This is a genomic window from Paraburkholderia mimosarum LMG 23256 = NBRC 106338 (genome assembly GCF_000739815.1).
Taxonomy (GTDB): domain Bacteria; phylum Pseudomonadota; class Gammaproteobacteria; order Burkholderiales; family Burkholderiaceae; genus Paraburkholderia; species Paraburkholderia mimosarum.
The window spans coordinates 63,439-89,792 of the sequence record NZ_BBJJ01000010.1 but is presented as its reverse complement, the minus strand read 5'-3'; the positions used below and the strand labels follow the sequence as shown (position 1 = coordinate 89,792).

The window sequence follows — 26,354 nt, the reverse complement described above, 5'->3', positions numbered from 1 at the left end:
TCCCTGCACGGCTTGCATACGGTCTAGATTGGTTTTCCTCGTCAGCGCTCCTCATGCGCTGGCTGTTCGCGTGAGAACTCCCGCTGCGCGCACATTGCGTGCCTGATTGTCGAGAGGAGTTCCACCCACGGCATTCTTGCCGTTTTCCCGACGCCGCTGCCGCACCAGCCAGGGCGCGCGGTGTCTTGATCCTGCGATTGGCCGTCTGCTTCTGCCGACCCATCTGCCGGATCATGCAACATGGGAGATCTGTAGATGAATACCTGGTTATCGTGGTGGCGCGCCGATGAGCGTGTAGCTCTTGGATTCCGTGCGCTGCTGCGTCGTGGCACCCGCTTGAGCCACCACCTGTTCAGCATTGTTGGCGGTTGTGCCGTTCTGCTCGCGCTTGCCCTGTGGCTGCTACCCACGTGGCGCGGCACGCTGGCCGCGCGCCTGATGCCGTTCGTCTCGGCGGCGGTGCAGGCCGGTCCGGCACGTCTGCTGCAAGGCAATCCGCTGCCCTCATTCGCGCCCCCGGGCGTAGCCACTCACGAGGACAACGCCGATGGCGCGATGCTGCCGACGGCGCTCGTGCCCGATACGCGCAATCTGCCCAACGCGGTCAATGTGGCGGCTAATGCAGGCGTTTCGTCCGCGGGTTCGGACAGCACTGTCGCGAAGGTTGCGACCTCGGTGTCGAACGGCGGTATCGCCACGCTCGACGCCGTGACGCTCAACGGCCTCGATCCGCGCGCGCTGCCGAGTGTGGGTTCGCTCGCGCGCATGATTCCGCCCCAGCGCATCGCGGCCGACGCACGCGACGACCGCGCGCTCGTTTCGGCGCGCGAGCAGGCGCTCGTCGCCACGTATCTGGCGCGACGCTACCGCGTGGCGCAGGAGCCAGTGGGCGAGCTCGTGAAGGCGGCGTTCGACACCGGCCGCGAAGTCGGGATCGATCCGCTCCTGATCCTCGCCGTGATGGCGATCGAATCGGGCTTCAACCCGTTCGCCGAAAGCGGTGTGGGCGCGAAGGGCCTCATGCAGGTCATGTCGAAGGTCCACTCGGACAAGTTCCAGTACTTCGGCGGGCAGCGCGCGGCGCTCGATCCGCTCGCGAACATCAAGGTTGGCGCCCTGGTGCTGAAGGATTGCATCGCGCGCGGCGGCTCGCTGCCGGGCGGTCTGCGCCTGTACGTCGGATCGACCTCGCAGGACGACGGTGGTTATGGCGCCAAGGTGATGGCCGAGCGCGGCCGTCTGCGCGACGTCGCACGCGGCCGCAATGTGCCGGTCAACGCACCGCAGGCGCCGGTCACCAGCACGGCCAGCGCGCCCGCGCCGCAGAAAGTGGCCAGCATCACAGGCGACAAGCGCGTGCACGTGACGCTCGACAGCGCTCACGCGCTGGATGACAAGACGTCGTCGCCGAAGAGCGCGTCCGGTCAGGACGACGCCAGCGCGAGCACGGCGGCCCAGAAGCACGGTTCGTCCGAAATGGGCGCGTGAGCGTCGCGGGCGTCTGGCTGAAAGAGCGGTCAAACGAAAAAGCATGAAAAAGGCACCCGAGGGTGCCTTTTTCTATTGCTTGACCAGTTCCGATCGGTGCGGATCAGCGTCCGAAGAAGGTACGCAGCCGGCCGACCGCTTCTTCCAGGCGCTCGTATGCCGTGGCATAGGAGAGGCGCACATACTGGCGCGGCGCGGCCAGGCCGAAGTCCATGCCCGGCACCATTACGGTGCCTGCGTCGTGCAGCATCGCGCGGGTGAGCGCGTCGCTGTCGCCGGCGGCGGGGTGCGCGACGTTCGAGCAGTCGGCGTAGACGTAGAACGCGCCGTCGGGCATTACGGGCACCGTGAAGCCGAGCGATTCGAGCGCGGGCGCGATGAAGTCGCGGCGCCGCTTGAATTCGAGCCGGCGCGCTTCGTAGATCTTCAAGGTCTCCGGCTCGAAGCAGGCGAGCGCGGCATGCTGCGCGAGCGCCGAGGCGCAGATGAAAAGGTTCTGTGCGAGCTTTTCGAAGGCGCCCACGAGCGAGGGTGGCACCACGAGCCAGCCCAGCCGCCAGCCGGTCATGTTGAAGTACTTCGAGAAGCTGTTGACGGTCACGACGTCGTCGCCGAACGAGAGCGCGGAGACGGGCGGCGCATCGTACGAGAGCCCTTGATAGATCTCGTCGACGATCGTGAAGCCGCCGCGCGCACGCACGCTTTGCACGATGCGCTTGAGCTCGTCGGGCTCGATCGAAGTCCCCGTGGGGTTCGACGGCGAAGCCAGCAGCACGCCACGCGTGCGCGGCGCCCACAAGCGCTCGACGTCGGCGGCGGTGAGCTGGAAGCGCGCCTCCGGGCCGCTCGGCACGAGCACCGGCTTGCCTTCCGCGGCGGCCACGAAGTGCCGGTTGCAGGGATAGCAGGGGTCGGGCATCAGCACTTCGTCGTCGCGGTCCACGAGCGCCGTGCAGGCGAGCAGAAGCGCCGCCGAGGCGCCCGCCGTCACGACGATGCGCGCCGGGTCGACCGTAAGGCCATACGCGTACTGGTAGTGCGCGGCAATCGCCTCGCGCAGCGCGTGGATACCGAGGGCGTTCGTGTATTGCGTGACGCCGCGGCGCAGCGCCGCGGCCGCGGCCTCGACCACGGGCTCGGGCGCCGTGAAATCCGGCTCGCCAATGCCCATGTGGATGATGTCGCGTCCTGCGCGTTCGAGCTTCGCGGCTTCCTTCGCCAGTTCCATGACGTAGAAAGGCTGGATTTCGTCGACGCGCGCGGCTAGCCGCAGGAGCGGTTCGGCAACGGTGTTCATGCGGGTGTTTCCAGTACTGACAGATCACGCGACGCGCGGGGCGGGGCGCTCAGTGCTTTTTAGCGCCCCCTTGTTGCCCCGGCTGCTCGCGTTGTTACGACTTGCGGGCGTTTTGCGCTTCGGTGGCCCGCAGTTGCGCCGCGAGCTTGTCGAGCACGCCGTTGACGTACTTGTAGCCGTCCGAGCCGCCGAAGGTCTTGGTGAGCTCGACCGCCTCGTTGATCACGACGCGGTACGGAATGTCGACGTGATGCTTGAACTCGTAGGTCGCGACGAGCAGCACCGCCCGTTCGACGGGCGAAAGCTGCTCGATCGGACGGTCGAGGCACGGTGCGATGGCGGCGGACAGTTCGTCCGACTCGCGGATCACGCCGTGCAGGATCGCATCCAGATGCTCGTGGTCGGCCTTGTCGTAGCCCTGCGAACCGCGCAGCTGCGCGTCGATCTCGCCGGCGGGCACACCCGACAGCAGCCACTGATACAACCCCTGCGTGGCCAGTTCGCGGGAGCGGCGGCGCGCGCTCTTCATTGCTGTTCCTCTTCGTCTTCCTCGTCTTCCTCGTCGTCGTCGCCGCCGTCGAGCTGCTCCAGCGCCACCGTCAGGTTGGCCATTTCGACGGCCACGCGCGCGGCGTCACGACCCTTCTCGGTCATGCGCGCCACGGCCTGCTCGTCGTTCTCGGTGGTGAGCACGGCGTTCGCGATGGGCACGTTGAAGTCGAGCGAAACGCGCGAGATGCCGGCGCCGCTTTCGTTCGAGACGAGTTCGAAGTGGTACGTTTCGCCGCGCACGACCGCGCCGAGCGCGATCAGGGCGTCGAACTGGCCGCTTTCGGCGAGCTTTTGCAGCGCGAGCGGAATCTCGAGTGCGCCCGGCACGGTGACGAGCAGCACGTCCTCGCCCGTCACGCCGAGGCGCTCGAGCTCTTCGATGCAGGCGTCGGCGAGGCCGTTGCAGACGGGTTCGTTAAAGCGCGACTGGACGATGCCGATGCGCAGTCCGTCGCCGTCGAGGTTCGGTTGGTATTGTCCGATTTCCATGTGGTGTCCGTAGGTTCGGTTGAGCGTGGTGACGCGTAAAAGGAGCGCGACGCGACTTCAGGCGCGCGACGAAGCAGGATCAGCGGCTTCCGGCAGGCAGGGTGCTTGCGCTTCGCTGCCTGGCATCGGCACGAAGCCGGTGACTTCGAGACCGTAGCCCGACATGCTGCCGAGGCGGCGCGGCTTCGAGAGCACCTGCATGCGGCCCACGCCGAGTTCGCGGAGGATCTGCGCACCGATGCCGTAGGTCTTGAAGTCCACGGGCCGGCGTGCGAGCGCCTCCGCGCGCTCTTTCTGGTCGAACGCCTTGAAGACGTCGATCAGGTGTTCTTTGGTATCGCCGCAGTTGAGCATGACGATCACGCCCAGGTCGCGCGCGGCGATCTCGCGCATGGCGGCGTCGAGCGTCCACGAGTGCGTGGATGCGCCCGTTTCGAGCAGATCCAGCACCGAGAGCGGCTCGTGCACGCGCACGGGCGTGTCGACGCCCGGCTTGGGCGTGCCGCGCACGAGCGCGATATGCGGCGTGCGCGTGGGATGGTCGACGTACATGATCGCGCGAAACGCGCCGTGCGCGGTTTGCATGGTGCGCTCGGCCACGCGCTCGACGATCGATTCGGTGCGGCTGCGGTAGTGGATCAGGTCGGCGATGGTGCCGATCTTCAGACCGTGCTCCTGCGCGAACTCCATGAGGTCGGGCAGGCGCGCCATCGTGCCGTCGTCCTTGATGACTTCGCAGATCACCGCGGCCGGCGTCAGGCCCGCGAGCGCGGTGAAGTCGCAGCCCGCCTCGGTGTGGCCCGCGCGCACGAGCACGCCGCCGGGCTGCGCCATGATCGGGAACACGTGGCCCGGCTGCACGATGTGCTCGGCGCGCGCGTCGTGCGCGACGGCCGTCTGGATCGTGCGGGCGCGGTCGGCGGCGGAAATGCCGGTCGTCACGCCTTCCGCGGCCTCGATGCTGACCGTGAACGCGGTGCCGTACTGCGTGCCGTTGCGGTAGGTCATGAGCGGCAGGTTGAGCAGCTTGCAGCGCTCCTGCGTGAGCGTGAGGCAGACCAGCCCGCGGCCGTACTTCGCCATGAAGTTGATGGCCTCGGGCGTCACGAACTCTGCAGCGATGACGAGGTCGCCCTCGTTTTCCCGGTCTTCTTCGTCGACGAGGATGACCATCTTGCCGGCTTTGAGTTCGGCGATGATCTCAGGGGTGGAGGCGAGCGTCATGTTGGGATTCTGGCTGCGATTCTGACTGAAAGGCCACATTTTACGCCACGCGGACGGGCGCGTCGCCCAGAACGCGCCGCTTCAGCGCAGGATCACGTCGTCGGCCAGCCCCTTGGTCAGTTCCAGCGCCTGGCGCTCGAACAGTCGCCGGTACAAGCCGTTTTCGCGGCGCACGAGCGCGTCGTGGGTGCCTTCCTCCGCCACCCGCCCGCGCTCGAGCACGAGCAGCCGGTCGAGCGCGCGCACGGTCGAGAGCCGGTGGGCGACCACCACGGTCGTACGCCCCTCCATGAGCCGCTCCATGGCTTGCTGGATCAGCACTTCGCTTTCGCTGTCGAGGCTGGAGGTCGCTTCGTCGAAAATCAGGATCGGCGCATTCGCGAGGAATGCGCGCGCGATCGCCACGCGCTGGCGCTCGCCGCCCGAGAGCTTCACGCCGCGCTCGCCCACGAGCGTGTCGTAGCCGTGCGGCAGCGCCATGATGAAATCGTGGGCGCTCGCCAGTCTCGCCGCGCGCTCGATTTCGGCATGCGTCGCGCCCGGCCGCGCGTAAGCGATGTTTTCGGCGAGCGAACGGTGGAACAGCACGGGTTCCTGCTGAACGATGGCGATCTGCGAGCGCAGCGACGCCTGCTGGACGCGCGCGATGTCCTGTCCGTCGATCGTGATGCGGCCGCCGGTAACGTCGTAGAGGCGCTGGATCAGCTTGATCAGCGTGGTCTTGCCGGAGCCGGAATGCCCCACCAGTCCCACGCGCTCGCCCGGCGCGATGCGTAGCGTCAGGTTTTCATAGAGCGCCCTTTCGTCCGCGCCGTAGCGGAACGTCATGTTCTCGAAGCGGATGTCGCCCTGATCGATCACGATGGGCGGCGCGTCGGGCTCGTCTTCGATGCCGAGCGGCGCCGCGTCGAGCGTGACGAGTTCCTCCATGTCGTTGACCGAGCGCTGCAGGTTGCGCACGTGCATGCCGACGTCGCGCAGATACCCCTTGAGCAGGAAGAACAGCGTCAGCGCGAACGTGATATCGCCGACGCTCGCCAGGCCCCGCGCCCACAGCAGGAGCGCGGCCCCGAGGATGGCCGCCTGCATGCCGACGAGCAACGCGCCCTGCACGCCGCCGTTGAGCGTGCCGCGCCGCCAGGTGCGCCGCGTGCGGCTGCTCCACTTCGACACGACGCGCGCGAGCCGCGCCTCTTCGCGCGCCTCCGCACCGAAGGCCTTGACGACGGCATTGCACGAAATGGCGTCGGCGAGCGCGCCGCCCATCCTCGTGTCCCACTGGTTCGCCAGGCGTGCCGAGGGCGCGACGTAGAAGAGCGAGAGCGAGACCGTGATCCCCAGATACATTGCGGAGCCGAGCCCGACCACGAGGCCCATCACGTGCCATTGCAGGGCGAGCAGGACCGTCGAGCCGACCAGCATGATGAGCGAGGGGAAGAGGGCGACGAGCAGCGTGTCGTTGAGCAGATCGAGCGCCCACATGCCGCGCGTGACCTTGCGCACGGTCGAGCCGGCGAAGCTGTTCGCATGCCAGTCGGTCGAGAAGCGCTGCACGCGGTGGAACGCGTGCGTGGCGATCTCGCTCATCATGCGCAGCGTGAGCGCGATGATGTTGCGGTAGGCCGCCTGGCGCATGATCGTGCCGCCGAGCCCCAGCGCCGTGAGCGCCCAGAACGCGACGACGGCCGCATGCCACGCGGCGGCGTTGCCGGCCGCGCCGTCCCGGCTCAGGGCGTCGACCAGCTGGCCCGCGTAGTGCGGCGTGAGCACATCGGCGAGCGCGCCGAACAGCGAGGCGAGGGCCACAGCCGCGACGCGCACCGGCTGGCGGGACCAGTGCCGGAAGGTAAAGCCGAGGACCTTGCGGAACGTTTGTCCGCCGGAATCGGGTTGATTGTCTGGTTCTGTCATGGACAGCGTGTCCCGGACGTGACGCCCGAGGACTCTCCTGAACGGAATGAAGCGGTTAACGTGAAAAAACGCGAAAAACGGATTCGCGCGCCCAGGCCATTGCCCGGCGGCCCAACCTCGAAGTCGCGGATAAATTCGTGGAACTGCGGCGCGCGGCGTTCGAAAACATGCCGCGCCGCGCGCGCTATGGCAGCGCTGGGAGCGGGAAGGTCGCGTTGCAAGACGCGACATGCAACATCACCCGGACCATCGGCATGGCGGCGCTCGTTTCAATTGTTGCCAACTGGGCCTCCTTGTTCGATGCGGGTGGTGAGTGGAACGCGGCGCGCCGTGCGGCGAGCGCGTGAGAAAGGCTAGATTCTATCAGCGCCCAGGCGAGCCTGCTTGCACTCGCCCAGGGCATGCGTGGCGCTGGGCCCGCGGTTCGTCAGTCTTGCGCGGCCGCGTTGGCGGCTTTCTCGGCTGAGAGCATCCGCTCCACATACCGCGCGATCAGATCGATCTCGAGATTCACCTTCGTGCCGGCCTGAAGATGCTTCAGCGTGGTCACTTCCACGGTGTGCGGAATCAGGTTGATCGAGAATTCGCAGCCGTCGGCGCGGTCGTCGACCGAATTGACGGTCAGGCTCACGCCGTTCACGGTGATCGAGCCCTTGTAGGCGAGATAGCGGCCGATATCGGCCGGCGCGAGAATGCGCAGTTCGTGCGACTCGCCGACAGGGGCGAAGCGCGTGACCGTGCCGAGGCCGTCCACGTGGCCCGAGACGATGTGGCCGCCCAGGCGGTCGTGCGCGCGCAGCGCCTTTTCGAGATTCACTTCGCCCGTTGCCGCGAGGCCCACGGTGCGGTTCAGGCTTTCACGCGAGACGTCGACGTCGAAGCTCACCGCCGACTTCTCGATGACGGTCATGCATGCGCCCTGGATCGCGATGCTGTCGCCGAGCTGCACGTCGTCGAGGCCGAGGCTGCCCGCGTTGACGGTGAGGCGCACGCCGGCGTCGGCATCCGTGCCGAGCGGGCGGATCGATTCGATGCGGCCCACTGCCGCGACGATTCCGGTAAACATCGTGCTGTTCCTTGTGTTTAGTGCATCTGTGAGGTCAGGCGTCCTGCGTCGTGACGACGCGCGCCAGAATGCGCAGGTCGTTGCCGATGCGGTCGACGGCATGGAAGGCGAGGCGCGTGCGCTCGTCGAGTGTCGCGGGCGCGGCGACGTCGATCATGCCGAGCGAGTTCGTGCCGAGCAGCGACGGCGCCACATAGACCAGCAGCTCGTCCACGCAGCCTTCGCGCAGCAGTGAGCCGTTGAGCTTGTAGCCGGCCTCCACGTGCAGCTCGTTCACGCCGCGCGCCCCCAGCTCGCCGAGCATGGCGGGCAGATCGACCTTGCCGTGCTCGTTGCCGAGCGCGACGATTTCGGCGCCGCGTGCGCGCAACGCATCGGCGCGTTCTTCGTTGCTCGCGTCGAGCGAGGCGCAAAACACTAGCGTAGGCGCGCCCACAAAGATCTGCGCGAGCGGTGAGACGTCGAGCCGACTGTCGATCAGCACGCGCCTCGGCTGGCGCGGCGTGTCGACGGCGCGCACGGTCATGCGCGGGTCGTCTTCCTTCACCGTGCCGATACCCGTGAGGATGGCCGAGGCCCGCGCGCGCCAGGCGTGGCCGTCGGCGCGCGCCGCTTCGCCCGTGATCCATTGGCTCTCGCCAGAGGGCAGGCCAGTGCGGCCGTCGAGCGATGCGGCGACCTTCATGCGCACCCACGGACGCTTGCGCGTCATGCGCGAAACGAAACCGATGTTGAGCTCGCGCGCCTCGTTGGCGAGCAGCCCGCAGCGCACGTCGATGCCCGCGTCGCGTAACATCGCCAGTCCGCGCCCGGACACGAGCGGGTTCGGGTCCTCCATCGCCGCGATCACGCGAGCGACCTTCGCCTCGATCAGCGCGTTCGCGCAGGGCGGCGTGCGGCCGAAGTGGCTGCACGGTTCGAGCGTGACGTACGCGGTCGCGCCGCGCAGGTCGTGGCCGCGCGCCCGGGCGTCCTTCATCGCCTGGATTTCGGCATGATCCTGGCCGGCAGGCTGCGTGAAGCCTTCGCCGATCGCCACGCCATCCCTCACCAGCACGCAGCCCACGCGCGGGTTCGGGTCAGTCGTGTAAAGGCCGCGCTGCGCGAGGGCGAGCGCGCGCTCCATGTGGACGAAATCGGATTGCGAAAACATCGTCGGGCTTTCTCCCGGGCGGCGGTCAGGGTGGGGGGCGGCGGGGCGCGTCACCTCGCCTTCCGGCGATGGCGTGGCGCGCCTTGCTGCACTTCATTGCGTCACATTTTCAGCCGCGGCTTCCGCAGCGAACGCGCGGCGCGCGGCATCGATCGTCTCGTCGAGGAGCGCCTCGTCGTGCGCGCTCGACACGAAGCCCGCCTCGTAGGCCGAGGGCGCGAAGTAGACACCCGCATCGAGCATGCGATGGAAGAAGCGGTTGAAGCGTGCGATGTCGCTCCTCGTGACTTCGGCGAAGCTGCCCGGCACCGAGTCGGCGAAATAGAGGCCGAACATGCCGCCCACCGAATCCGCGACGAACGGGACTTTCGCTTCTTGCGCGGCTTCGGAGAGGCCTTTCGCGAGACGCGCGGTCTTCGCCGTGAGCTGCTCGTAGAAGCCGGGGGCCTGAATGAGCTGGAGAGTCTTCAGGCCCGCCGCGACGGCGATCGGGTTGCCCGAGAGCGTGCCCGCCTGGTACACCGAGCCGTTGGGCGCGAGGTGATCCATGATTTCGCGACGGCCGCCGAACGCCGCCGCCGGCATGCCGCCGCCGATCACCTTGCCGAGGCAAACCAAGTCCGCCTCGACGCCATAGAGCGCCTGCGCGCCGCGCAGCCCGACGCGGAAGCCGCACATCACTTCGTCGAAGATCAGCACGCTGCCGTGCTTCGCGGTGAGGCTGCGCAATGCGCCGATGAACTCCGGCGTGGCCTTCACGAGGTTCATGTTGCCCGCGACCGGCTCGACGATCACGGCAGCGATTTCGTCGCCGAACGCCTTGAACGCTTCTTCGAGCGCCGCGACGTTGTTGTATTCGAGCACCGTGGTGTGCTTCGCGATATCGACGGGCACGCCCGCCGAGGTCGGGTTGCCGAACGTGAGCAGGCCCGAGCCGGCCTTCACGAGCAGGCTGTCGGCGTGGCCGTGATAGCAGCCCTCGAACTTCACGATGCGGTCGCGCTTCGTAAAACCGCGTGCGAGACGCAGCGCGCTCATGGTCGCCTCGGTGCCGCTCGACACCATGCGCACCTGCTCCATCGACGGCACGATCTTGCAGATTTCCTCGGCGATCTCGATCTCGGCCTCGGTGGGCGCGCCGAACGAGAAGCCATTGGCAAGCACGCGCTGCACGGCTTCGAGCACTTCCGGATGCACGTGGCCGACGATCATCGGGCCCCACGAGCCGATGTAGTCGATGTAGCGCTTGCCTTCGGCGTCCCAGAAGTACGGGCCCTGGGCGCGCTCGATGAAGCGCGGCGTGCCGCCGACCGAGCGGAACGCGCGCACGGGCGAATTCACGCCGCCCGGAATGGTGCGCTGGGCGCGTTCGAAGAGGGCTTCGTTGCGGTTGTGCGTGCTGGACTGGGTGTTGGACATGAGTGCTGGACCTGCGAAAGTGGTGTGGCGAGTGCTGGGCAGGCACGCGCGGACGTGGCCGGCGAGCGAGCGCTGTGCATCCGGGGTGCGCCGACGTTCGCGCCTGCAGTGCGCGGGGGGACGAACCCGTGCCGCGGCGCCAGGGCCCGCGCGACGGGGCCGATCTCACGAAATTGTACCGGAGTCACGCCGATCGGGCGGGGCAAGGGTTGGCGCAAGCTGCGAAGATGCCGCTTGTTGACTGGAGTCTGAGAGCCGATAGTCGTCAGGTACAATTCGGCGGCACCGTTGCCGCTTTTTCGCCGCCTCTCGTTCAGCCTCGCGCCGCTTTGCGCCGCCTGGTGCCGGGGCGGCAAAGAATCTGCCATGAATCGGCAAAGAATCGGCCACAAATCGGCCCACGACCTCAAGAGCGCGCGCGAGCCGAGCACCGTCCGCCGCCACCTACACCATGTCCCATTCCCCGCGCCGCCGGCCCGATGGCCGGCTGATCCTGCTGCTGGGCGCGCTCGCCGCCTGCGGCCCGCTCGCCACCGACATGTACCTGCCGAGCCTGCCGGCCATCGCGCAGTCATTCGGCGTGAGTGCCGCCGCAGCAGCTTCGACGCTCACGAGCTTCATGGCCGGCTTTTCGATCGGCATGCTGCTCTACGGTCCCATGTCCGATGCCTACGGCCGCCGCCCCGTGCTGCTGGGCGGCATCGCGCTCTTCACGGTGGCCAGCGTCGGCTGCTGGTTCTCGTTCTCGGTCGGCGAACTCGTGATCGTGCGCTTCCTGCAGGCGCTCGGCGCGGGGGCGGCCTCCGTGCTCGCGCGGGCCATCGCGCGCGATGCCCATGAGCCATCCGATGCGGCCAAGGTGCTCTCGATGGTCGCGATCGTCACGGCGATAGGGCCGCTGCTCGCGCCGCTCATCGGCGGACAGTTGCTGCTGATCGGCGGCTGGCGTGTGGTGTTCGGGGCGCTCACCCTGTTCGGCCTCGCGTGCGGCGTGGCAGCCTACCTGCGCGTGCCCGAGACCTGGCCGTCCGAAAAGCGCGAGAGCGCGGCCGTGCTGCGCTCGTTTGCGGCCTACGGGCGATTGCTGCGCGATCCGCTCGTCTGGGGGCATATGCTCTGCGGCGGCATGGCGTTCGCCGCGATGTTCACCTATATTTCGGCCACGCCGTTCGTCTACATCGAGTATTTCCACGTTTCGCCGCAGCATTACGGGTTCTTCTTCGGCGCTAACGTGTTCGGCATCATGCTCGGCAACTTCCTCAACACGCGCTTGATCGGGCGTCTCGGCACCTTGCGCATGATTTCGCATGCGGCGGCGGTGAGCGCGGGCGCGTCGCTCTTCGTCGCGTTGATGTGCGTGACCGGTTGGGGCGGCCTGTGGTCGATCGTGGCGGGGCTGTTCTTCGTCGTGGGCGTGGTGGGTCTGCTCGGTGCCAACTGCGCGACCGATCTCATGTATCGCTACCCGAAGAACGCGGGCGCGGCGGCGGCCGTGTTCGGCGCGACGCAGCTCGGCCTCGGCGCGCTCGCCAGCGCCGTGGTGGGGTGGTTTCCGGGGGTATCGCCGTTCGGCATGGGGGTGACGATCGGCGCGTGCGGCGTGCTGACATGGTTCGGGCGCGCCCTCGTCGTGAAGTGGCATGGCACGCCGGCCCCGGGCGCCGCGCAAACGGCAGCATCCTGAGTCGGACGGATCGCCTAAGAAAAATGGGACGCCGAGGCGTCCCATTTTTTATTGCCCGATCGAGCCGGCCTTAGTCGCGCGCCGTGGACGACGCGCCGTGGCTCAGCCAGTCGAGCACGGCCGAGGCGTCGTCGTCGGCATGCTCGCGGGCCTTTTCGACGGCGTTGCTCAGGTCCGCCTCGGGCGACGCGCGGCGGATCGCGACGCCCACCGCGAGGATGTCGATCATCAGCAGATGGAGGATGCGCGAGATCATCGAAAGCTGCGATTCGCGCATTTCGATGTGATCGGTTTCGAGCGCCACGGTCGCGCGCTTGGCGAGCGGCGTGTTGCTCGAGGTGATGGCGATCACCTTCGCGCCCGCCTGCATGGCGACGTCGAGCACGCGCAGCAGTTCCGGCGCACGGCCCGACTTCGAGATGGCCACGATCACGTCGCCCTTGCCGAGCAGCGCGGCGGAGGCCGCCTGCATGTACAGGTCGCCATAGGCGATCGTCGGGATGCCGAAACGGAAGAACTTGTAGTGCGCGTCCTGCGCGACGATGTGCGAGTTGCCGAGCCCGTAGAACTCGATGCGGCGCGCGCCGTTGAGCAGCGAGATGGCCTGCTCGACGTGCTCGAAGTTCAGGTGTTCGCGCAGCTGCAAAATCGCCGAGACGGTGTTGTCGAGCACCTTCGCGCCGAAGTCGGTGGCCGTATCGCCCAGGTGCACCTGGCTGTGGCTCACCGGAATCGTGCCCGTCAGGCCCGTGGCGAGCTTGAGCTTGAAGTCGGAAAGGCCCTGGCAGCCGAGCGAACGGCAGAAGCGGATGACGGTGGGCTGGCTCACGTCGGCCTTGCGCGCGATGTCGACGATCGGATCGTTGATGATCGAGCGCGGATGGTTGAGCGCGAGGTCGGCCACGCGGCGCTCGGCGGGCGTGAGCGCGTCGCGCATCTGGCGGATGCGCTCGAACACGGCCGACGAACCGCCGCCCGCGCGGTTCGAAAGCTGCTCCGCGAGAATGGCCGAGACGCCGAGGAACGCCGGATACTCGGCCGTGATGACGTAGGTGGGCACGTTCGAGAGATAGGTGTCGAAACGGCCCTTCGCCTCGAAGCGCTGGCGGAACGACGAGCGCATGAAGAGTTCGCCCAGACGCGGCACCACGCCGCCGCCGATATAGATGCCGCCGAGCGAGCCGAGCGTCATCGCGATGTTGCCCGCGAAGCTGCCGAGAATGCCGCAGAAGCATTCGACGGTCTCGAGCGCGAGCGGCTCGCCACCATGGGCGCGCTTCACGACCTCGGCCGGGTCGATATCCGCGGGCAGTTTCTTTTTGTCGCGCGCGGCCAGCGCGCGATAGATGAGCTCCACGCCCGGTCCCGCGCACACGCGCTCGAACGACACGTGCGGCCACTTCTTGCGCGCGAACTGCAGCACGATGTCTTCGCGCTCGTCCTGCGGCGAGAAGCTCGCGTGGCCGCCTTCGCTGCCGAGCGCGATCCAGCGGTCGTCGGCGGGAATGAGGCCCGATACGCCGAGACCCGTGCCCGGCCCGAGCAGGCCGATCACGCTGTTCTGGCGGCGCTGGCCGCCGCCCACCTGCACGCGCTGCGAATCGGTGAGGCCCGGCAGCGCCATGGCGAGCGCGGTGAAGTCGTTCACGACGAGCAGCGTATCGAAGCCGAGCGCGCGGCGCGTCGCTTCGATCGAGAAGGTCCAGTCGTGATTGGTCATGCGCACCTGGTCGCCGTCGACCGGATTCGCAATCGCGATGGCCGCATGATTCACGCGGCCGATCTTGTTGTCTTTCAGGTATTGCTGGATCACGTCCGCGACGCCCGGATACTGCGCGCACGGATACACGCGCACCTGGCCGATTTCGCCCGGGCCCGTTTCCAGCGCGAAGCGCGCGTTGGTTCCGCCGATGTCGGCGAGCAGCCTCGGTCCGTCCGCGTGCTGGCCTGCGCCAGGGGCGTTTTTATTAGGCGCACCAGTAGACATCGAGTCTCACTCCCTTGTCGTTCGCCAGCTTCGAGATGGCGTTGTTTTGTTCGGCCGCGGCGGCCTGTTGCAGCACTTCGAGCTTGCGCTGTCCGGCGATCAAGAGGAACAGGCGATCGACCTGGCGCAGCGCCTGCATCGACCACGAGACGCGCGCGTGCGGCGCCGCCTGCGGATGCACGGCGACGAACGGGCGCGCGGTCGTGATGGCCTCGTGCCATTCGGGGGCGTCGGCGAAGATCGAGGCCGTGTGGCCGTCCTCGCCCATGCCGAGCACGGCGACGTTCGGCAGCATGCGGGCCGGATCGGCGTTGAGCGCGGCGACGTGCGCGTCGAGATCGTGCGCCACGTCCACGAGCGGCAGGAAGCGCGCGTGGGCCGCTTCGTGCGTGAGCAGCGTCTCGCGCGCGAGGCGCGCGTTGCTCGCGGGATCGGTTTCGGGCACCCAGCGGTCGTCGACCAGCGTGACGTCGATGTGCGCCCAGTCGAAGCGATGCGTCGAAAGGGCCTCGAGGAAGGGGCGCGGGCTCGTCCCGCCGGAGACAGCGAGCGTTGCCCGGCGCGCCGTCGCGCCGGGCGCGGCTTGCTGGGCGGCGAGCGACGCCTGTAGCGCGTCGCCCACGGCTCGCGCCAGCGCGTCGGACTGGACGCGCGGGTCGTCGAATACGTGAAGCTCGATCACTTCTCCTCCATGCTGCTTTCTTGTAGGTCTACGGGGTCGTTCATCTTTGCGTTCCGGCGTCGCGCGAACCGGGCGCGCCGCCATGTCATTCCATCAGTTCTCTTCTTCGAGCCAGCAGGTGCCGTGCTGCGCGAGCATCGCGCTCGAAGCCGCCGGTCCCCACGTGCCCGCCGCGTACGGCTTGGGCGCGCGGGGCGTTGCGGCCCATTCGTTCAGGATCGGCTCGACCCACCTCCACGCCGCTTCCTGCTCGTCGCGGCGCACGAAAAGCGCGAGGCGGCCGTTGATCACGTCGAGCAGCAGGCGCTGGTAGGCCTCCATCTGGCCTTCGCGGAAGAACCGGTCGAACGCGAGATCCAGATGCACGCTCGCGAGATTCATGCCTTCGCCGGGCTGCTTCGCGAGGCAGTAGAGGCGGATGTTCTCGTTCGGCTGCAGACGGATCACGAGGCGGTTCGCGCCCGGGCGCAGCGCCGGCGCGCCGAGCGCCGAATGCGGCACGGGGCGGAAGTTCACGACGATCTCGGCCACGCGGTCGGCAAGCCGCTTGCCGGTGCGCAGGAAGAAGGGCACGCCCGCCCAGCGCCAGTTCTCGATCTCCACCTTGAGCGCGACGAAGGTCTCGGTGTGGCTGTCGGGCTTCACGCCTTGCTCGGTCGCATAGGCCGGCACCGACTGGCCGCGGATCACGCCCGCGTGATACTGCCCGCGCACCGCGACCTTGCCGATATCGAGCGGGTTGACCGGTTTGAGCGCGCGCAGCACGCGAAGCTTTTCGTCGCGCACCGAATCCGAATCCATCGAATGCGGTGGCTCCATGGCGACGATCGAGAGCAACTGCAACAGGTGATTTTGCACCATGTCGCGCAGCGCGCCAGTGTTGTCATAAAAATCGCCGCGCGCTTCGACGCCCAGTTCCTCGGCAATCGTGATCTGGATGCTCTCCACCCATTCGCGGCGCCACAGCGGCTCGAAGAGCGCGTTGCCGAAGCGCAGCGCGAGCAGGTTCTGCACCGGCTCCTTGCCGAGGTAGTGGTCGATCCGGTAGATCTGGCCTTCGGCGAAGATCTCACCCACGGCGTCGTTGATGGCATTCGACGACTTGAGGTCGTAGCCGAGCGGTTTTTCCAGCACGATGCGCGCGTTCTCGTTCAGACCCACGGCGGCGAGCGCGCGGCAGATCGGCACGAAGAGCGAGGGGCCCGTGGCCAGATAGAACACGCGGATGCCGGGCAGGGCCGCGATGCCGTCGCGCAGGTGCGTGAAGTCTTCGGCGCGCGAGAGATCGAGCTTCACATAGACAATGCGCTCGAGAAAGCTGGCCCACGCCTTGTCGTCGTAGCCGCCGTTTTTGGCGACGTGCGGCTTGACGTGATCGTCGACCCACTGGACGTATTCGGCACGATCTTCTTCGTGACGCGCAACGCCCACGATCTTGCCGGTTTCCGCGAGCATGCCTGAACGGTGCGCTTCATACAGGGCCGGGAGAATCTTGCGCATCGACAGATCGCCGGTGGCGCCGAAGAGCACGAACGTGAAACCTGAATCGGTGTTTTGCATGAGTCTCCGTCACTGTCCTGAGGGGCCGCAGCAGGGTACATCGGTTGCCCTGAGAGTGGGCGCGATGGGGGCGATCGGGCGGCCGTAGTCCGATAAAATTTTTTTTGACACTGAATTGTAGTTTAACTACAATCCAAATCAAGAGGTAACGTTCAATCGATGAAAAAAGCGTGAGGCGCGGCCTTCAAGGCGGTCTGGTGCGGTTTCCCGAGCGGACGGAATGCCCCCTCATGGTAATGGAGAACATCGCGGGACAAAGCCCGGCTAGATACTGAGTCGTGCGCCCGGTTCGCCACGTGATGGGGCTTCAACGCCGCGTGACGCAAGCGGCACCTCGGCCGGCCAGATGGCCGGTGAAAATCAAAAGAGGAGACAGTCAAGTTGCATTCCGAACCACTCATCTCTTGAGCGTCCTGCGGCCGGTAACCGGCACGCGGCCCGCGCGCATCTAATGAAAAAGCACGCGCGCGGCACTCCGGCTCCCGTCCGTCCAGTGTTTTGCCTGTTTTTTGCCTGTTTGACCAACCACCGCACCCTGGCGATCAGGGGCCAATCGTTTTTTGTTCAGGTGTCTGGAGGAGATAAGCAATGAAATTCCGCGCGATCATGGGCGCCCTGTGCGCCGCAGGTCTGATGGGCGGCGTCGCTACGGCGCAAGCAGCAGAGTCACTCGAAGTCCTGCACTGGTGGACTTCGGGCGGCGAGTCGAAGGCCGTCGGCGTCCTCAAGGACGACATGCAGAAGCAGGGCTACGTGTGGAAGGACTTCGCGGTCGCCGGTGGCGCGGGCGCGGCGGCCATGACCGCGCTGAAGACCCAGGTGATCTCGGGCAACGCGCCGACGGCCGCCCAGATCAAGGGTCCGCTGATCCAGGAATGGGCCGAGCAGGGCGTGCTGGTCAACGTCGACTCCGCCGCAACCGACTGGAAGGCCAACCTCCCGCCGCAAATCGACAAGATCATGCACGCCGACGGCCACTACGTCGCCGCGCCGTTCTCGGTGCACCGCGTGAACTGGGTGTGGATCAACAAGGCAGCGCTCGACAAGGTGGGCGGCAAGGCGCCGACCACGTGGCCGGAATTCTTCGCGCTGGCCGACAAGATGAAGGCCGCAGGCATCCAGCCGGTGGCAGCGGGCGGCCAGCCGTGGCAGGACCTGACGCTGTGGGAAGACGTGGTCCTCTCGCAGGGCGCGGACTTCTACAAGAAGGCGCTCGTCGACCTCGACCAGAAGACGCTCACGTCGCAGCAGATGGTCAACGTGTTCGACACGGTCCGCAAGATCGAGTCGTACATGGATAACGGCCGCACGGGCCGCGACTGGAACCTCGCCACGGCCATGGTCATCAATGGCAAGGCCGGCATGCAGTTCATGGGCGACTGGGCCAAGGGCGAGTTCGCGAACGCGGGCAAGCAGCCGGATACGGACTACGTTTGCGCGGCTGTGCCGGGCACCGCGAAGGCCTACACTTTTAACGTCGACTCGTTCGTGTTCTTCCAGCAGAAGGGCCAAAAGGCCGCGACGCCTGGCCAGATCGCACTCGCGAAGACGATCATGAGCCCGTCGTTCCAGGAGCAGTTCAGCCTGTACAAGGGCTCGATTCCGGTGCGCCTCGGCGTGGACATGAGCAAGTTCGACGCGTGCGCCAAGAAGTCGTACGCGGATGAGCAAATCGCGATCAAGGCCGGCGGCTATGTGCCGTCGCTCGCGCACGGCATGGCTCAGCCCGACGCCGCGGCGGGTGCGATCACCGACGTCGTGACGAAGTTCATGAACTCGAACCAGGATTCGAAGAGCGCGGTGGAAGCGCTCGCGAAGGCTGCGAAGACGAAGTGAGCGAAGTAATGTTGTGAAGCAAGACGGGGTGTGCCGCTCGCGGCGCGCCCCGGGCATGACGGTTCACCTCTGAGCCCCATCATCGTGCGTAAGGACGCTTTGGGCCATATGCGTCCTTTCGCACCGTACCAGGAGTTGCGCAGTGACTGCTTCTCTTAGCGGCAAAGGCAAGGCGGCGACGCCTGCTACACGCCGCGCGTCGCCGATGGCGGCGCTCGCAGACCGCTGGATCCCGAAGCTGGTGCTTTCGCCCAGCATTCTGATCAGCCTCATATTCGTCTACGGTTTCATACTCATTACCGGCTACCTGTCGCTCTCGACTTCGCGACTGATGCCGCGCTATGAATTCGCGGGTCTCGACCGTTATCGCGAGCTGTTCGCCAACGACGTCTGGTGGACGTCGGCGCAGAACCTCGGCTGGTTCGGCATCCCGTTCATCGCGATTTGCGTGGCACTCGGGCTGTTCCTCGCGATCCTGCTCGACCAGCAGATTCGCCAGGAAGGCGCGCTGCGCGCCGTGTTCCTCTATCCGATGGCGCTTTCGTACATCGTGACGGGCACGGCCTGGCAGTGGATCTTCAATCCCGACCTCGGCATTCAGCAGGTGATGCACAGCATCGGCTGGACGAGCTTTCAGCTCGACTGGCTGAACAACCCGGACAAGGCCATTTTCTGTATCGTGGTCGCCGCCGTCTGGCAGTCCACCGGCTTTTGCATGGCGCTCTTCCTGGCAGGCCTGCGCGGCGTGGACAGCGAGATTTTCAAGGCCGCCCAGGTGGATGGCGCGACGCTGCCCACGATCTACCGCAAGATCGTGATTCCGAGCATGCGTCCGGTCTTTTTCTCGGTGCTGCTGATCCTCTGCCACATCACGATCAAGACGTTTGACCTCGTCGTCGCGCTGACCGCGGGCGGCCCGGGCACCTCGTCGTCGCTGCCGGCCATCTTCATGTACACGTTTTCGTTCAACCGCGGGCAGCTCGGTGTCGGCGCAGCTTCGTCGATGATGATGCTTGCCACTGTCGTGGCCGTGCTCGTGCCGCTCATGTATCTGGAATCGAGGAGCACGCGCAATGCAGCCTAAGATGAACGTGAGCCGCGTGGTCATCTATGCGGCGCTGATCCTGTTCGCGTTGTACTTCCTGTTTCCGCTCTACGTGATGCTGTCGACGTCGTTCAAGTCGCTCGACCAGATCCACACGGGCACCATGCTCTCGCTGCCCACGAGCCCGACCTTCGCGCCGTGGGTCAAGGCGTGGAGCGAAGCCTGCACCGGCGTGCGCTGCGACGGCATGCAGCCGTTCTTCATGAACTCGGTGAAGATGGTGATCCCGGCCGTGCTGATCTCGTCGATCATCGGCGCGTTCAACGGCTACGTGCTCACGCACTGGCGTTTTCGCGGCGCGGACGCGCTCTTCACGATGCTGCTGGTCGGCTGCTTCATTCCGTTCCAGGCCATCCTGCTGCCGATGGCGCGTCTGCAGGGCTATTTCGGCCTTTCGAACACGATCGGCGGCCTCGTGCTGGTGCACGTCGTGTACGGCATCGCGTTCACCACGATGTTCTTCCGCAACTTCTACGTGAGCGTGCCCGCCGAGCTCGTGAAGGCCGCGCGCATCGACGGCGCCGGCTTCTTCATGATCTTCACGCGCATCATGCTGCCGATCTCGCTGCCCATCTTCATGGTGTGCCTGATCTGGCAATTCACGCAGATCTGGAATGACTTCCTGTTCGGTATCGTGTTCTCGGGCGTCGATTCGATGCCGATCACGGTGGCGCTGAACAATCTCGTGAACACGTCCACGGGCGTGAAGGAATACAACGTCGACATGGCCGGCGCGATCATCGCCGCGCTGCCCACGCTGCTCGTCTACGTGATCGCCGGCCGCTACTTCGTGCGCGGCCTCACGGCGGGCGCGGTGAAGGGCTAACCGCGGGGCTAACTGCGGGGCTAACCGCGCGATAGTGCGCGCATTCGATTAAAGGATTCATAGCATGGCAAGCCTTTCCATTCGCGACGTCTACAAGACCTACCCGAACGGGGTGCCCGTCCTCAAGGGCGTGAACATCGACATCGAAGACGGCCAGTTCCTGATTCTGGTCGGCGGCTCGGGCTGCGGGAAGTCGACGTTGCTCAACATGATCGCGGGTCTCGAAACCGTGACCAAGGGCGAGATCGCCATCGACGGCAAGGTGGTGAACAACCTCTCGCCGAAGGACCGCGACATTGCGATGGTGTTCCAGTCGTACGCGCTGTATCCGTCGATGACGGTGCGCGAGAACATCTCGTTCGGCCTGAACATCCGCAAGGTGCCGAAGAACGAGCAGACGGAGATCGTCGGCCGCGTGTCGAAGCTGCTGCAGATCGAGCACCTGCTCGACCGCAAGCCGGGCCAGCTCTCGGGCGGCCAGCGCCAGCGCGTGGCGATGGGCCGGGCGCTCGCGCGCGATCCCGTGATGTTCCTGTTCGACGAGCCGCTCTCGAACCTCGACGCGAAGCTGCGCATCGAGATGCGCTCGGAAATCAAGCTGCTGCATCAGCGCGTGGGCACGACGATCGTCTACGTGACGCACGACCAGATCGAAGCGATGACGCTCGGCGACCGCATCGCGGTGATGAAGGACGGCATCGTCCAGCAGTTCGGCGCACCGCAGGAGATCTACGATTCGCCGTCGAATCTCTTCGTCGCGGGCTTCATCGGCGCGCCGCCGATGAACTTCATCGAAGGCAAGCTGGTGGAGCAGGGTTCGGGCATCGGCATCGAGCTCGATACGGGTATCGCGCGCAGCGTCCTGAACCTGCCGTTCGAGGCGAACAAGGTGCGCGGCCATATTGGCCAGGAAGTGGTGCTGGGCCTGCGTCCGGAACGCATCACCGACGCGCGCAGCTCGCACGACGGCCATGGCCACGAACTGCAGCGCCACGCGGTGAAGGTCGACGTGATCGAGCCGACCGGTCCGGACACGCTCGTATTCGCGCAGGTCAACGGCAAGCGTATCGTGAGCCGCGTGCACCCGGGCGCGAATCCGCAACCGCTCAACAACATGGACCTGCTGTTCGACGTTTCGAAGGCCGTACTGTTCGACCCGAAGACGGAAGAGCGCGTCGCCTGATCGTCGCGCGCATCGCCCGATGCGAAAAACCCCGTGCGCTGCGTGAGCAGCGTGCGGGGTTTTTTACGTCGCGAGGCGCAAAGACCGCGGCGCTCAGGGCACGCGATGCTGCCCGTGCCCGACCGGATGCGGCTGCAACAACACGAGCACCGCACCCGCGCCGCCGTCGTGCGGCCGCGCCTGGCAGAACGCGATGACTTCTTCCTTCTGCACGAGCCACGCGCGCACCTTGCCCTTGAGCACCGGCTCCTTGCCGACGGACCCGAGGCCCTTGCCGTGAATCACGCGCACGCAGCGCAGCCCGCGCTTGCCCGCCTCGCGGATGAAGTTTTGCAGCGCCTCTCGTGCTTCTTCGCGGCGCATGCCGTGCAAATCGAGCTGCGCCTGCACGATCCACGTGCCGCGCCGAAGCTTCTTCACGACTTCTTCGCTGATGCCGGGGCGGTGGTAGTACAGCGAATCGTCGGTGTCGAGATACGCTTCGGGGTCGAATTCGTCGGAGATCGCTTCGTGGAGCACGGCCTGCTCGTCGAGCCGCGTTTGCAGCGGCAGCGGCACGGGCGTTTCGCGGCGCGGCTGCGCGCGCGGCGGCTGCTTGAGCGGCGCGACCTGGCCGATCTCGCGGCGAAAGAGGTCGCTGTCGGCGGCGGCCTCGACGCGGGCGGCTTGCGCGGCCGCGCGTTCGCGCTCGCGCTGGCGCGTCTGCACCTTGAGCGCGTCGCGCAGGCTGCCGAGACCGGCAAAGCCGGAAGCTGTCTTGCCGGTGGCGGCTTCTTCGGCCACCGGAGCAGCGGCGGGCGCCGGAGCAGGGCGCGCGGGCGTGGGGCGCTTGGGCTCGCCCGGGTGGGGCACGTTCTTGGGCATGACGAAAGACGCTGGTAAATCGTTTGGCTACGCACGTGAGCGGGATGCTGCGCGGCTCGCATGCGCCGCTACGAACGACCAAAACGAAGGGCCGCAGGCTGGCTGGCCGCGGCCCTCGTTGCTACTGTGCCGTCGGGCGTGAGGCCTCCATTTTAGCGGAGCGACGCCCAAGGCTCGATGCGTGGGATCGGCCGCCCTCGCAGGCGGCGCTCCCGCATCGCTTTAACGTTCGGCTTCGGCGCTCATCACGTGCGCCTGGCCAAGCTCGTTCACGGTCTCGAGGTAGCGCTGCGCGTCGAGCGCGGCCATGCAGCCCGTGCCCGCGCTCGTGATCGCCTGGCGGTACACATGATCCTGCACGTCGCCGGCCGCGAACACGCCCGGCACGCTGGTGCCGGTGGCATTGCCGTTCAGGCCGCCGTTCGTGATGATGTAGCCGTTCTTCATCTCGAGCTGGCCTTCGAAGATGTCGGTGTTCGGCTTGTGGCCGATCGCGACGAAGAGGCCTTGCAGGTCGATCTCGGTGGTTTCGCCGGTCTTCACGTTCTTGATACGCAGGCCGTTCACGCCGCCTTCATTGCCCTTGACTTCGTCGAGCACGTGTTCCCATTTGATCTCGACCACGCCTTCCTTTTCCTTCTCGAGCAGGCGGTCGATCAGGATCGGCTCGGCGCGGAACTTGTCGCGGCGGTGAATGACCGTGACCTTCTTCGCAATGCCGGAGAGGTACAGCGCTTCTTCCACGGCCGTGTTCCCGCCGCCGACCACGGCGACGTGCTGGTTGCGGTAGAAGAAGCCGTCGCAGGTCGCGCAGGCCGAGACGCCGCGGCCCATGTACAGCTCTTCGCTCGGCAGGCCGAGGTATTGCGCCGACGCGCCGGTCGCGATGATGAGTGAGTCGCAGGTGTACTCGCCCGAGTCGCCGATCAGGCGGATGGGTTTTTCGTTGAGCTTCGCCGTATGGATGTGATCGAACACGATTTCCGTGTTGAAGCGCTCGGCGTGCTCGAGGAATCGCTGCATCAGTTCGGGGCCTTGCACGCCATTCGGGTCTGCGGGCCAGTTCTCGACATCGGTCGTGGTCATGAGCTGGCCGCCCTGGGCCAGACCCGTGACGAGCAGCGGCGAGAGGTTCGCGCGCGCCGCGTAGACGGCAGCCGTGTAGCCGGCGGGGCCGGAACCGAGAATCAGGACTTTGGCGTGTTTGGTTGCAGACATGATCGAATTCCGTAGAAAGGCGCTGCTTGGCGCGGGCCGCGCGTGCGGCGGGCCTCACGCAGGTAATTGGGCATCAGCCCGCAATTATAAAGGCCGGGGGGACCGGGCGCTCGATGAAGCTTACTGATCGGCGCGATAGTCTCGGCCCCGCAAGGACGGGTGCGCGCGGCGGCTCGACGAGCCCGGCGCGGGCCGATCTCGCCGCGCGCCGAGGCGTTGTCAGTTACCGTCATTTACAGCGAGGGGCCGCCGGGGCCGAAACAACGCGTTTACAATAGGCCCGATCTGACGAAGGCGGCCGCGCGTCCGTCTGCCCCGCGCTGCCGGGCAGGCGAGTGGACTGGCGGACCGCGAACGCATCAAGAATCAGCCCAGGATTCAATGGCCAAAGCTCCCTATTCCGCGCAGGCGCAGGCATTGCCTCACCGCATGTCGCGCCTTTTCACCGAGATCCGCTGGATTCTGCAGGTCGCGCTCGGCGTGTTCCTGCTGATGGCGCTGATCAGCTACAGCCGCCATGACCCGAGCTGGACGCACGCGGCCCAGGTCGACCACATCTCGAACTGGGCGGGGCGCGTCGGCGCGCGCGTCTCGGACATCCTGCTGCTGCTGTTCGGCCTTTCTGCGTACTGGTGGATCGTGCTGCTCGGTCGCCTCATTTCCGCGAACTACCAGCGCATCACGCGCCACGAGGCGATCGACGCCGACGACGAGGACCCGCCGCGCGACATCGGCTGGGTCGCCGAAGCCCTGTCGTTCGTGCTCGTCATGCTTTCGAGCTGCGGCATCGAAGCGCTGCGCATGTGGTCGCTCAAGGTGCAACTGCCCCAGGCGCCCGGCGGCGTGCTGGGCGGGGCCGTTGCACGCGGCGTTTCGCACGCGCTCGGTTTCACGGGCGGCACGCTCGCGCTGCTGCTCGCGCTCGCCATCGGCCTCTCGCTGTACTTTCGCTTCTCGTGGCTCTCGCTCTCGGAAAAGGTCGGCGAATACATCATCAACGCCGTGACCATGGCGAGGCTGCGCCGCGAGGCGGGCCGCGACCGCAAGCTCGGCGAAGCCGCGGCCGTGAAGCGCGAAGGCAAGGTCGAGCGCGGCCGCGTGAAGATCGAGGAACACGAGCCGGTCACGATCGTGCCGCCCGTGGTCACGCCGCAGCGTTCCGAGCGTGTGGAGAAGGAGCGCCAGGTGCCGCTCTTCAAGGATCTGCCGGGCGACTCCACGCTGCCCGCTATCTCGCTGCTCGACCCGGCAGCGGCCACGCAGGAAACCATCTCCGACGAGACGCTCGAATTCACCTCGCGCCTCATCGAGAAAAAGCTCAAGGACTTCGGCGTGGACGTCGCCGTGGTGGCCGCCTATCCGGGCCCGGTCGTCACGCGCTACGAAATCGAGCCGGCCACGGGCGTGAAGGGCAGCCAGATCGTGAACCTCGCGAAGGATCTCGCGCGTTCGCTCTCGCTCGTCTCGATCCGCGTGGTGGAAACGATTCCGGGCAAGAATTTCATGGCGCTGGAGCTGCCGAACCAGCGCCGCCAGACCGTACGCCTTTCCGAGATCCTCGGCTCCGCGGTTTACGCCGACGCGCCCTCGGCGCTCACCATGGGCCTCGGCAAGGACATCGGCGGCAAGCCGGTGTGCGCCGATCTCGCGAAGATGCCCCACCTGCTCGTGGCCGGCACCACGGGCTCGGGCAAGTCGGTGGGGATCAACGCGATGATCCTGTCGCTCCTCTACAAGGCGAGCGCCGAGCAGGTCCGCATGATCCTGATCGATCCGAAGATGCTCGAAATGAGCGTCTACGAGGGCATTCCGCATCTGCTTTGCCCGGTCGTGACCGACATGCGCCAGGCCGGCAATGCGCTGAACTGGACCGTGGCCGAGATGGAGCGCCGCTACAAGCTCATGAGCAAGCTGGGCGTGCGCAATCTCGCGGGCTACAACAACAAGATCGAAGAGGCGAACAAGCGCGAGGAGAAGATCCCGAATCCGTTCAGCCTCACGCCGGACGATCCCGAGCCGTGCCAGAAACTGCCGCACATCGTCGTCGTGATCGACGAACTCGCCGATCTCATGATGGTGGTCGGCAAGAAGGTGGAAGAGCTCATCGCACGTATCGCGCAGAAGGCGCGCGCGGCGGGCATCCACCTGATCCTCGCCACGCAGCGCCCCTCGGTGGACGTCATCACTGGCCTCATCAAGGCCAACGTGCCCACGCGTATCGCGTTCCAGGTTTCATCGAAGATCGATTCGCGCACGATTCTCGACCAGATGGGCGCCGAGTCGCTGCTAGGCATGGGCGACATGCTCTACCTGCCGCCGGGCACGGGCTTGCCCGTGCGCGTGCACGGCGCATTCGTCGGCGACGACGAGGTGCATCGCGTGGTCGACAAGCTCAAGGAACAGGGCGAGCCGAACTATATCGAGGGCATACTCGAAGGCGGCGTCGGGGGCGAGGGCGACGAGGGCACGGCTGCGGGAACCAGTGGCACCGGCGACGAGTCCGATCCGCTGTACGATCAGGCCGTCGAAGTGGTGATCAAGAATCGCCGTGCGTCGATTTCGCTCGTGCAGCGGCACTTGCGCATCGGCTACAACCGCGCGGCGCGGCTGCTCGAGCAGATGGAGCAGTCCGGGCTCGTTTCGGCGATGTCGTCGAGCGGCAACCGCGAGATTCTCGTGCCCAATCGCGGCGAGGCCGAATAAGCCTCGCCGGGCCTGCGCGTCGCTGGCTTTGCTGGCCTGCCCGGCTTCGTGAAGGCCAACGCCCCCTCCTGGAGAACGATAGATGCAGTATCCCGCTGGACAACCGA

General features: G+C 66.5%; 21 protein-coding genes. 8 read left to right on the top strand and 13 right to left on the bottom strand.

Annotated features, from left to right (window positions below; all coding sequences use genetic code 11):
• Nucleotides 1-255: 255 nt before the first annotated feature.
• Nucleotides 256-1,488, top strand: coding sequence for a lytic transglycosylase domain-containing protein (locus tag BMI01S_RS10950; protein ID WP_028211564.1), 1,233 nt, complete (start codon nucleotides 256-258; stop codon nucleotides 1,486-1,488).
• Nucleotides 1,489-1,591: 103 nt separating this feature from the next.
• On the opposite strand, the gene BMI01S_RS10945 is transcribed toward BMI01S_RS10950, so the two are convergent.
• The 5 genes from BMI01S_RS10945 to BMI01S_RS10925 form a co-directional block, all read right to left on the bottom strand.
• The gene (locus BMI01S_RS10945; protein WP_028211565.1) at nucleotides 1,592-2,785 is read right to left on the bottom strand and encodes a pyridoxal phosphate-dependent aminotransferase; all 1,194 of its coding nucleotides are present in this window, start codon (nucleotides 2,783-2,785) and stop codon (nucleotides 1,592-1,594) included.
• A 94-nt stretch (nucleotides 2,786-2,879) separates the two neighbouring features.
• A complete protein-coding gene (gene nusB, locus BMI01S_RS10940) occupies nucleotides 2,880-3,314 on the bottom strand; it encodes a transcription antitermination factor NusB (protein WP_028211566.1) in 435 nt (144 codons plus the stop codon).
• Nucleotides 3,311-3,826: a 6,7-dimethyl-8-ribityllumazine synthase gene (gene ribH / locus BMI01S_RS10935; protein ID WP_028211567.1), complete on the bottom strand. Its 516-nt coding sequence runs from the start codon at nucleotides 3,824-3,826 to the stop codon at nucleotides 3,311-3,313. The genes nusB and ribH overlap by 4 nt, the downstream gene beginning before the upstream one ends.
• A gap of 57 nt (nucleotides 3,827-3,883) precedes the next feature.
• Nucleotides 3,884-5,050, bottom strand: coding sequence for a bifunctional 3,4-dihydroxy-2-butanone-4-phosphate synthase/GTP cyclohydrolase II (gene ribBA, locus BMI01S_RS10930; RefSeq protein WP_028211568.1), 1,167 nt, complete (start codon nucleotides 5,048-5,050; stop codon nucleotides 3,884-3,886).
• Between the two features lie 81 nt (nucleotides 5,051-5,131).
• On the bottom strand, nucleotides 5,132-6,961 hold the full coding sequence (locus BMI01S_RS10925; RefSeq protein WP_036018814.1) for an ABC transporter ATP-binding protein: 1,830 nt from the start codon (nucleotides 6,959-6,961) through the stop codon (nucleotides 5,132-5,134).
• 137 nt (nucleotides 6,962-7,098) lie between these two features.
• On the opposite strand from BMI01S_RS10925, the gene BMI01S_RS10920 reads away from it, so the two are divergent.
• A complete protein-coding gene (locus tag BMI01S_RS10920; RefSeq protein ID WP_028211569.1) occupies nucleotides 7,099-7,308 on the top strand; it encodes a hypothetical protein in 210 nt (69 codons plus the stop codon).
• Nucleotides 7,309-7,388: 80 nt separating this feature from the next.
• Here BMI01S_RS10920 and BMI01S_RS10915 read toward each other — a convergent pair whose 3' ends face one another.
• The 3 genes from BMI01S_RS10915 to hemL all read right to left on the bottom strand — a co-directional run bounded on the left by BMI01S_RS10915 (nucleotide 7,389) and on the right by hemL (nucleotide 10,599).
• Nucleotides 7,389-8,027, bottom strand: a complete 639-nt coding sequence (locus BMI01S_RS10915) for a riboflavin synthase (protein ID WP_028211570.1) — start codon at nucleotides 8,025-8,027, stop codon at nucleotides 7,389-7,391.
• A gap of 34 nt (nucleotides 8,028-8,061) precedes the next feature.
• Nucleotides 8,062-9,180 (bottom strand): bifunctional diaminohydroxyphosphoribosylaminopyrimidine deaminase/5-amino-6-(5-phosphoribosylamino)uracil reductase RibD, encoded by a 1,119-nt coding sequence (ribD, locus tag BMI01S_RS10910; RefSeq protein WP_028211571.1) that lies wholly within the window; start codon nucleotides 9,178-9,180, stop codon nucleotides 8,062-8,064.
• Between the two features lie 93 nt (nucleotides 9,181-9,273).
• On the bottom strand, nucleotides 9,274-10,599 hold the full coding sequence (gene hemL / locus BMI01S_RS10905) for a glutamate-1-semialdehyde 2,1-aminomutase (RefSeq protein WP_028211572.1): 1,326 nt from the start codon (nucleotides 10,597-10,599) through the stop codon (nucleotides 9,274-9,276).
• Between the two features lie 451 nt (nucleotides 10,600-11,050).
• On the opposite strand from hemL, the gene BMI01S_RS10900 reads away from it, so the two are divergent.
• Entirely contained in the window at nucleotides 11,051-12,283 is a 1,233-nt protein-coding gene (locus BMI01S_RS10900) for a Bcr/CflA family multidrug efflux MFS transporter (RefSeq protein WP_028211573.1), read from the top strand.
• 70 nt (nucleotides 12,284-12,353) lie between these two features.
• Here the strand turns inward: BMI01S_RS10900 and BMI01S_RS10895 are convergent, their stop codons facing one another.
• From BMI01S_RS10895 to zwf, 3 genes are all read right to left on the bottom strand, one after another.
• On the bottom strand, nucleotides 12,354-14,270 hold the full coding sequence (locus BMI01S_RS10895) for a bifunctional transcriptional regulator/glucokinase (protein WP_028230521.1): 1,917 nt from the start codon (nucleotides 14,268-14,270) through the stop codon (nucleotides 12,354-12,356).
• Nucleotides 14,251-14,952 carry a 6-phosphogluconolactonase gene (gene pgl / locus BMI01S_RS10890; RefSeq protein WP_028211575.1) on the bottom strand — a complete coding sequence of 234 codons (702 nt, stop codon included), beginning with the start codon at nucleotides 14,950-14,952 and terminating at the stop codon, nucleotides 14,251-14,253. Before pgl ends, BMI01S_RS10895 begins: the two co-directional genes overlap by 20 nt.
• 93 nt (nucleotides 14,953-15,045) lie before the next feature.
• Nucleotides 15,046-16,512, bottom strand: a complete 1,467-nt coding sequence (gene zwf / locus BMI01S_RS10885; RefSeq protein ID WP_028211576.1) for a glucose-6-phosphate dehydrogenase — start codon at nucleotides 16,510-16,512, stop codon at nucleotides 15,046-15,048.
• 588 nt (nucleotides 16,513-17,100) lie between these two features.
• Here zwf and BMI01S_RS10880 point away from each other — a divergent pair.
• From BMI01S_RS10880 to BMI01S_RS10865, 4 genes are all read left to right on the top strand, one after another.
• A complete protein-coding gene (locus BMI01S_RS10880; protein WP_028211577.1) occupies nucleotides 17,101-18,348 on the top strand; it encodes an ABC transporter substrate-binding protein in 1,248 nt (415 codons plus the stop codon).
• A gap of 142 nt (nucleotides 18,349-18,490) precedes the next feature.
• On the top strand, nucleotides 18,491-19,432 hold the full coding sequence (locus BMI01S_RS10875; protein WP_028211578.1) for a carbohydrate ABC transporter permease: 942 nt from the start codon (nucleotides 18,491-18,493) through the stop codon (nucleotides 19,430-19,432).
• Nucleotides 19,422-20,279: a carbohydrate ABC transporter permease gene (locus BMI01S_RS10870; protein WP_028211579.1), complete on the top strand. Its 858-nt coding sequence runs from the start codon at nucleotides 19,422-19,424 to the stop codon at nucleotides 20,277-20,279. Before BMI01S_RS10875 ends, BMI01S_RS10870 begins: the two co-directional genes overlap by 11 nt.
• A gap of 64 nt (nucleotides 20,280-20,343) precedes the next feature.
• Nucleotides 20,344-21,462 (top strand): ABC transporter ATP-binding protein, encoded by a 1,119-nt coding sequence (locus BMI01S_RS10865; RefSeq protein ID WP_028211580.1) that lies wholly within the window; start codon nucleotides 20,344-20,346, stop codon nucleotides 21,460-21,462.
• Nucleotides 21,463-21,555: 93 nt separating this feature from the next.
• Here BMI01S_RS10865 and BMI01S_RS10860 read toward each other — a convergent pair whose 3' ends face one another.
• Nucleotides 21,556-22,326: a Smr/MutS family protein gene (locus tag BMI01S_RS10860; protein ID WP_028211581.1), complete on the bottom strand. Its 771-nt coding sequence runs from the start codon at nucleotides 22,324-22,326 to the stop codon at nucleotides 21,556-21,558.
• A gap of 222 nt (nucleotides 22,327-22,548) precedes the next feature.
• Nucleotides 22,549-23,544, bottom strand: coding sequence for a thioredoxin-disulfide reductase (gene trxB, locus BMI01S_RS10855; protein WP_028211582.1), 996 nt, complete (start codon nucleotides 23,542-23,544; stop codon nucleotides 22,549-22,551).
• Between the two features lie 381 nt (nucleotides 23,545-23,925).
• Between trxB and BMI01S_RS10850 the strand changes: the two genes are divergently transcribed.
• Nucleotides 23,926-26,247 (top strand): DNA translocase FtsK, encoded by a 2,322-nt coding sequence (locus BMI01S_RS10850; protein ID WP_028211583.1) that lies wholly within the window; start codon nucleotides 23,926-23,928, stop codon nucleotides 26,245-26,247.
• Nucleotides 26,248-26,354 lie beyond the last annotated feature (107 nt).

Bases quoted from the DNA above. Each gene is read 5' to 3' on its own strand.
- BMI01S_RS10950 (WP_028211564.1), top strand. From the start codon at position 256: ATGAATACCTGGTTATCGTGGTGGCGCGCCGATGAGCGTGTAGCTCTT.
- BMI01S_RS10945 (WP_028211565.1), bottom strand. From the start codon at position 2,785: ATGAACACCGTTGCCGAACCGCTCCTGCGGCTAGCCGCGCGCGTCGAC.
- nusB (WP_028211566.1), bottom strand. From the start codon at position 3,314: ATGAAGAGCGCGCGCCGCCGCTCCCGCGAACTGGCCACGCAGGGGTTG.
- ribH (WP_028211567.1), bottom strand. From the start codon at position 3,826: ATGGAAATCGGACAATACCAACCGAACCTCGACGGCGACGGACTGCGC.
- ribBA (WP_028211568.1), bottom strand. From the start codon at position 5,050: ATGACGCTCGCCTCCACCCCTGAGATCATCGCCGAACTCAAAGCCGGC.
- BMI01S_RS10925 (WP_036018814.1), bottom strand. From the start codon at position 6,961: ATGACAGAACCAGACAATCAACCCGATTCCGGCGGACAAACGTTCCGC.
- BMI01S_RS10915 (WP_028211570.1), bottom strand. From the start codon at position 8,027: ATGTTTACCGGAATCGTCGCGGCAGTGGGCCGCATCGAATCGATCCGC.
- ribD (WP_028211571.1), bottom strand. From the start codon at position 9,180: ATGTTTTCGCAATCCGATTTCGTCCACATGGAGCGCGCGCTCGCCCTC.
- hemL (WP_028211572.1), bottom strand. From the start codon at position 10,599: ATGTCCAACACCCAGTCCAGCACGCACAACCGCAACGAAGCCCTCTTC.
- BMI01S_RS10900 (WP_028211573.1), top strand. From the start codon at position 11,051: ATGTCCCATTCCCCGCGCCGCCGGCCCGATGGCCGGCTGATCCTGCTG.
- BMI01S_RS10895 (WP_028230521.1), bottom strand. From the start codon at position 14,270: ATGTCTACTGGTGCGCCTAATAAAAACGCCCCTGGCGCAGGCCAGCAC.
- zwf (WP_028211576.1), bottom strand. From the start codon at position 16,512: ATGCAAAACACCGATTCAGGTTTCACGTTCGTGCTCTTCGGCGCCACC.
- BMI01S_RS10880 (WP_028211577.1), top strand. From the start codon at position 17,101: ATGAAATTCCGCGCGATCATGGGCGCCCTGTGCGCCGCAGGTCTGATG.
- BMI01S_RS10870 (WP_028211579.1), top strand. From the start codon at position 19,422: ATGCAGCCTAAGATGAACGTGAGCCGCGTGGTCATCTATGCGGCGCTG.
- BMI01S_RS10865 (WP_028211580.1), top strand. From the start codon at position 20,344: ATGGCAAGCCTTTCCATTCGCGACGTCTACAAGACCTACCCGAACGGG.
- BMI01S_RS10860 (WP_028211581.1), bottom strand. From the start codon at position 22,326: ATGCCCAAGAACGTGCCCCACCCGGGCGAGCCCAAGCGCCCCACGCCC.
- trxB (WP_028211582.1), bottom strand. From the start codon at position 23,544: ATGTCTGCAACCAAACACGCCAAAGTCCTGATTCTCGGTTCCGGCCCC.
- BMI01S_RS10850 (WP_028211583.1), top strand. From the start codon at position 23,926: ATGGCCAAAGCTCCCTATTCCGCGCAGGCGCAGGCATTGCCTCACCGC.